The organism is Fluviispira multicolorata (assembly GCF_009208585.1).
Classification (GTDB): domain Bacteria; phylum Bdellovibrionota_B; class Oligoflexia; order Silvanigrellales; family Silvanigrellaceae; genus Silvanigrella; species Silvanigrella multicolorata.
On record NZ_WFLN01000005.1, the window covers coordinates 138,296 to 145,371 of the forward strand.

Annotated in this window: 2 protein-coding genes; one reads left to right on the top strand and one right to left on the bottom strand. The window is 29.4% G+C overall.

Features of this window, described 5'->3' with window-relative positions; translation table 11 throughout:
* The gene (murB, locus tag GCL57_RS04205) at nucleotides 1–1,716 is read left to right on the top strand and encodes a UDP-N-acetylmuramate dehydrogenase (protein WP_152212028.1); all 1,716 of its coding nucleotides are present in this window, start codon (nucleotides 1–3) and stop codon (nucleotides 1,714–1,716) included.
* On the opposite strand, the gene GCL57_RS04210 is transcribed toward murB, so the two are convergent.
* A partial coding sequence (locus GCL57_RS04210; protein WP_161597588.1) for a leucine-rich repeat domain-containing protein occupies nucleotides 1,713–7,076 on the bottom strand: 5,364 nt, incomplete at its 5' end. The two genes, murB and GCL57_RS04210, sit on opposite strands and share 4 nt — an antisense overlap.

Genomic DNA, 7,076 nt, shown 5'->3' on the forward strand with positions numbered 1-7,076 from the left:
ATGGAAAATCTCCTGCCTCATTTTTTTTTAGAAAATCAACCTTTAAATAATAAAACATATTATAAAATGGGTGGTGTAGCGCGCTTCTATGCAGAGCCCAATAGTATCTCTGAAATTCAAGAGGCTTTGTTTTGGAGTCAAAAAAATTTGTTACCTTGCGCAGTGCTTGGTTCGGGAAGCAATTCAGTTTATGCAGATGGTGAGTTTTTAGGGCTTGTTATCTCCTTAGAAAAATTATCTGCTTGGCATTGGGAAAGTACAGAAATATTATTTGCTGAAGCAGGAGTTACAAATACGGAAATTTCAGAAATATGTATGTCTGAAAATCGTGCGGGTGCCTCTTGGATGTATCGAATGCCTGGTCAATTGGGCGCATCGGTGCGTATGAATGCACGTTGTTACGGTGGTGAAATCTCTCAAATTATTTATCAAATTATAACAATAAATACGAATGGCGATTTAAAAACATATTCAGCTGACGAAGTGTTTAAGGGCTATAAGAGCACACTGCTAATGAGTAAACCTGAAATTGTTGTGGGCGCTCGACTCCGTTTTTCATTAAGCGAAAATCCTGAAAAACTAATACAACATATGCATGAGTGTGAAGCAGATAGACATAAAAAAAGACATTTTTATTTACCAAGTTGTGGTTCGACTTTTAAAAATAATTATGAGGTAGGAAAGCCAAGTGGTCAATTATTTGATCAATTGGGTTTAAAAGGCACCCGTGTGGGAAATGCAGTTGTCAGTGAGTTTCACGCAAATTTTGTCTGGAATTTTGGCAACGCAAGTACAAATGATATGCTTACCTTAACTTCAATTATGAGAGCAAAAGCAAAGAAAGAGTTGCAGGCTGACTTAGAATTAGAAGTTCAACCTATTGGTGAATTTTCAAATGATCTTTTTACTTCATGTGGTATGCAAAAACTTGGACCAAGTTATTGTGGAATGGATCATAAAAAATGGGTCGGCATTCTTTGGTACCCGCAGAGTGAAAATATTTCATATAAAAAAAAACAAGAAAATATAATATTTCCTTTAAAAATATTTGAATCGCCTTTTATAGAATATTCACAAACTCAAAATATTGGGGTTCCATCGATTGGAGTTGAAGTGTTTCAATTCCAATCAATAGAAAAAGCCATGAAAAAAAAGGATGAACCTTTCTTAAAATGGATAACATATAGTTTTGAACCTTTTGAAAATAATTTTTTATATTTTCCACAACAAAGAGAAAGTAAATACACTGCATACTTTGTAGATGAACTTTGGAAATTTAGTGTGAGTGAATTATTTCTTGCTTCAGCTATAAATTCAAGCCATTATTTTGAATTTGAAATGACTCCAAGAGGGGAATGGGTTGCGATTGAGTTTGACGCTATTAGAAAAAGAACAAATAAAAATAAAACTTTAAATGAAAAATATTGGTCAGAATTAAAATTTTTAAATCTTGAAAATGAAAAATTTAAAGACAATAAAAATCGATATACTTTTGGTATGATTTTTACATTTAATCAATTAAAAAAAATGATAAATCCAAAGAACCCAGAGCTACTTTTGCAGGCAGCTTTAAGTCTTGGTGATGCAAAATATTTTCTTGCTCCATATTGGAAACACAAAAAGTATTCTAGAGATCATAAAGGTGTTGTGATTGAAAATTCCACAACACCCAATTTTCATCAGCCAAATAGATACTGGAAAGTTAAATTAATTTAATCAAAAATATTTTCAACTTCAAAAGGAATTTTGCATTTATCTTTGATATTTAAGAATTCAGTTAAATTTAATGCCTGACCAATTTCAATTGTTTCTACAGGTTTTATTTCTTTTCTGTTGTTTATCATTATATCCTCAAATTTTTGATATTTAAATGAATAATTATTTCCTGTATTAACATATTGATAAACAACATTTTCATTGTAATTCTTTGGTGTTAAAATAATGTGTTGGTTTTCTTTATCTAAATGTTGAATATATGTTTTAAATGTTTCGGCTTCTGAATTTTCTTTAATTATGCAAGTGTAATAAATATTCCTTCTAATAGAAATATATTCTTCAGTATTTTCACTTGTGTCTTCAGTTAACTCATGAGTTTCTCCATGATTAAGTAGAGCACTTCTTGACTTACTTCTTATTTTCCATGTGTTTTGTAAAAATAAGTTGCTAAAATCAATATTATTATATTCATGATTCTTTAATGGCTGATTGCTATTGGAGACTATTTTGTAATTGTTTTTAGAATCATTATTTTGACAAGTCTGCATATTATTGCAAACTCTTAAACTCTTCATGAAATCAATCTCATTTAAAGATGTTTCTTCTAGTTCAGTAAGCTTATCAAAGGCTTCATTTGGAAATTCAATTTTTGTATTTGATAAGAGTGAAACCTTTTTAAGTTTAGGCAGCATGTCAAAAGTATCAGCTGAAATTTCAGTAATTTTATTATTCCCTAAATAAAGCTCCTCGAGATTATTTAATCCATAAAAAGATTTTGGTGATAACTTTAAAATTTGATTTTCACTTAAATCAAGTTTCTTTAGATTTTTCATATTTGAAAAAATTCCTCTTGGAATTTTTTTAATTTTGCTTCCGCGTAAATCCAAATTGCTAAGATTAATAAAACCACTCAGTGGACTTAAGTTCGTTAAATAATGAGTGTGTCTGGACAAATCAGACATGTTTTTAATGGGCAATTTGTCAAATTCTTCACTTGAAAGCTTTTTATATGCTTTACAATTGTTAAAGATATTATTTGCCGACTCTTGAACACTTTTTAAAATATCTTCTTCACCTGATGGACACCAATCAATAAAGGTTTTATTGAATAGAACTTGAAACGTACTCAATTTTTTATTTTTATCATAAACATCATAGACACAACTCTGAGCTTCTTTCATATTTTTATATTTACTTTCAGATATATTTTCAATATGAATGAAAGTTGTAGCAATTTTTTGAGAAACTTTAAAACTAAAATCATTGCAATATTTAATTTTAGAATGTCTATTTTTGACTGTAAAGTCAGGCAAGACTAATGACGTTGCATCGGTATAAATTGGAATTCTAAAGTCCGCAAGATTATGACCAGTTACTCCTCCGTAATTTGCTGCACCTGAATAATCTTCTGCAGAATAGGCTCCTATTTTTCCGTCTTCATGTTTAATAAGATAAGCAATTTTAAATGAAAGATAATCAAAGATCTCAAAAAAACTATAACTCATAAAGAAATCTTCAGTTATATCAAAATCACTTACCTTAGAATTCTCTTGATTTTTATCTTCATCTTCTTCGCTATCACTTTCTGTGATTGACTTTTTATTATCTATTTTTTGAATTTCAACAACTTTTTCTTCAATTGTTTGAACATCAGTTAATTTTTGATTGTCTTCACTTTTGATTGTATTGCTGGAATTAGCAATTAGAGTTTGAATATCTGTATTTTGAATAAGAGTGTCTGTTTGGACTAGTTCATTTTGTTTATTTTTTTCATCACTGTTTATATCGGTTTCAGATTCTTTTTCATTCAAAAATTTATTAAAAATATTTGTAGTGGTTTCGACTAGAGAGTCAACAACAGAATTGACAACTGTGTCAGCAATTGTTTCAATAATAGAATCGACAACTGTATTTTTAATATCGCCCAAAAATTCATTTTCTATGCCGTGAATTTCTTCAATATTTTCTGTTGGAGGCAATACTGTCACTTGACTTTGAGGCTCTAACTCTGCACAGATTTTTTTAATTTCTTCATATTTTTCTTTGGTTAAACGAATTCCTTCCCAAATGGTTCTTGAATTATCTGTAAACTCTTTAAGTAAAAAGTTATCTCCAGTTTCTATTTCAATATTATTGGCTGAGGTACTATCATAATGTTTAATTTGGTTTGGTTTTGAATCTTTGAAAAGGAGATCTGCATAACCAATGTATTTAGGTTTGTCAAAATTTGATTTTTCAAACATACAGTATTGAATTTTAGAGTTTTTTAGGGTGATAAATATACTATTTTCACCTAGAAAGTTTGCTTCCTTTTCTTCTGAGTTTTCGGTTTCAATTTTTTTAAAGGTTGTTATTTGCCAAATATCTTCGCTTTTTATTTTTTCTGTTTCAATTGCATGAGTTTGAGGAGCTTCTGGCAATGAATTTACAAATTCAGGAGGAGAAAACGAACATTTTTCCTCCAAAATTTTTGCTTCAGAAATATTAATTTGACTTCCATACCAATTATAAGAAACTTCATTTTCAAAACGCCTTAAGCTAAAAGCATTTGAATCATCATATTCTATTAAATTAATTTCGTTTTGATTAAAAAATTGAATGCTTGGAAAAAACTCCTCTTCCAGTGATAGCTTCGCATAGTAAATTACTGCTGGGCGCTCATTATCAGAACTGTCATATGTACAAAATTGTAAAATAGAATCCTTTTTTGTTACAAAATATGTATATTTTCCTAATAAATCGATTTCTTCAGAATTTTCTAATTTAATATTAAAATTAGGATCTATATTGTATTTATTATAAGTATGTATTTTCCATTTGTTGCTTATATTTTCTTCTTCTTTGATTTGTTTATTTGATTCTGCTATAGAACTTATAATTTTTAAGTTATCCGTATCTATTTCTTTCTCAATAATTAAGTTTTTATCTATTGTATTTATTAATATTTCATTATTTAAATCAGCATAATTTTCTGTTTCACGTGAGTCTAAAATATTTTCTGAGCTGACTAAAATGACTCTTGGCTTTTCTAAAGGAATAATATGATTTTTAACAATCACTTCTTCAGTAACTTCCTCCCTAATGATTTCCTCTTTAATGATTGATTCAGTTTTGAAAATATCTTCAGCTTGATCGACTTCAGTATCAGCCTCTATTTCTTCTCTAATATGAGTCATAATTGGACTAGATACTTCAATCATAGGATTTTCAATTTTAGCAATAATTGGGCTGGAGACTTCAATTTTATTATTAGGCAGAGGTTCTATATTAGAGTCTTCATTTTTTGTAGCAACAGGTTTTTGTTCAATGACAGGTATGGTTTTAATCACACTGATTTCATCATTTGTAACATCAGGTTTTTGTTCAATGACATTGTTACTTTGAGAAGCAGTAATTTTATGTTCATTATTTATTATTGTAGGAATAGGAGCTTTAATTTTAGGGACAATTGCTGTAGATTCTTTAACTTCAGAAATAATCAGAGTGGGTTCTTTAACTGCAGGATTTTCAATTTTAGCAATAATTGGGCTGGAGACTTCAATTTTATTATTAGGCAGAGGTTCTATATTAGAGTCTTCATTTTTTGTAACAACAGGTTTTTGTTCAATGACAGGTAAAGGATTAATCACACTGATTTCATCATTTGTAACATCAGGTTTTTGTTCAATGGCATTGTTACTTTGAGAAGCAGCAATAGCATGTTCATTGTTTATTACTTTAGGAATAGTTTTTTCAATTTTAGGGACAATTGCTGTAGATTCTTTAACTTCAGAAATAATCAGAGTGGGTTCTTTAACTGCAGGATTTTCAATTTTAGCAATAATTGAGTTAGAGATTTCAATATTATTATTAGGCAGAGGATCTATGTTAGAGACTTCATTTTTTGTAACAACAGGTTTTTGTTCAATGACAGGTATGGTTTTAATCACACTGATTTCATTATTTGTAATAACAGGTTTTTGTTCAATGTCATTGTTACTTTGAGAAGCAGCAATAGCATGTTCATTGTTTATTACTTTAGGAATAGTTTTTTCAATTTTAGGGACAATTGCTGTAGATTCTTTAACTTCAGAAATAATCAGAGTGGGTTCTTTAACTATAGAATTTTCAAGTTTGACAATAATAGGGCTAGTGGCTTCAATTTTATTATTAGGCAGAGGATCTATGTTAGAGTCTTCATTTTTTGTAACAACAGGTTTTTGTTCAATGACAGGTATGGTTTTAATCACACTGATTTCATCATTTTTAACAACAGGTTTTTGTTCAATGGCATTGTTACTTTGAGAAGCAGCAATAGCATGTTCATTGTATATTATAGCAGAAATAGGATCTTCAATTATAGGGACAATTGCTGTAGATTCTTTAACTTCAGAAATAATCAGAGTGGATTCTTTAAGTATAGGATTTTCAATTTTAGCAATAATTGGGCTGGAGACTTCAATTTTATTATTAGGCAGAGGATCTATGTTAGAGACTTCATTTTTTGTAACAACAGGTTTTTGTTCAATGACAGGTATGGTTTTAATCACACTGATTTCATCATTTATTATTGCAGGAGTAGTTTCTTTGGCTTTATCAAAACCAGTGATAAATTCTTTAATTTTAGCAATAATAGGATTAGAATTTTCTGCGTTTGAAATAATTGGAATTTGCTCTTCTGCTTTAACATTAATATTTGAAGTTAATTCAACTTTAGAAATAAGAGAAGTGGATTCTTGAACTTTAGCGGCAATTGGGGCGGATACTTCAATTTTAGGGACAATTGCTGTAGATTCTTTAACTTCAGAAATAATCAGAGTGGGTTCTTTAACTATAGAATTTTCAAGTTTGACAATAATAGGGCTAGTGGCTTCAATTTTATTATTAGGCAGAGGATCTATGTTAGAGACTTCATTTTTTGTAACAACAGTTTTTTGTTCAACGACAGGTATGGTTTTAATCACACTGATTTCATTATTTATTATTGCAGGAGTAGTTTCTTTGGCTTTATCAAAACCAGTGATAAATTCTTTAATTTTAGCAATAATAGGATTAGAATTTTCTGCGTTTGAAATAATTGGAATTTGCTCTTCTGCTTTAACATTAATATTTGAAGTTAATTCAACTTTAGAAATAAGAGAAGTGGATTCTTGAACTTTTGTGATAATTTGAGCAGATACTTCAATTATAGGAGCTTTAATTTTAGGGACAATTGGTGTAGATTCTTTAACCTCAGAAATAATCAGAGCGGTTTTTTTAGCGATAGGATTTTCAATTTTAGCAATAATTGGGATAGAGGCTTCAATTTTAATATTAGGCAGAGGTTCTATATTAGAGACTTCATTTTTTGTAACAGCGATTTTTTGTTCAATGACAGGTAA

Bases quoted from the DNA above. Each gene is read 5' to 3' on its own strand.
- murB (WP_152212028.1), top strand. From the start codon at position 1: ATGGAAAATCTCCTGCCTCATTTTTTTTTAGAAAATCAACCTTTAAAT.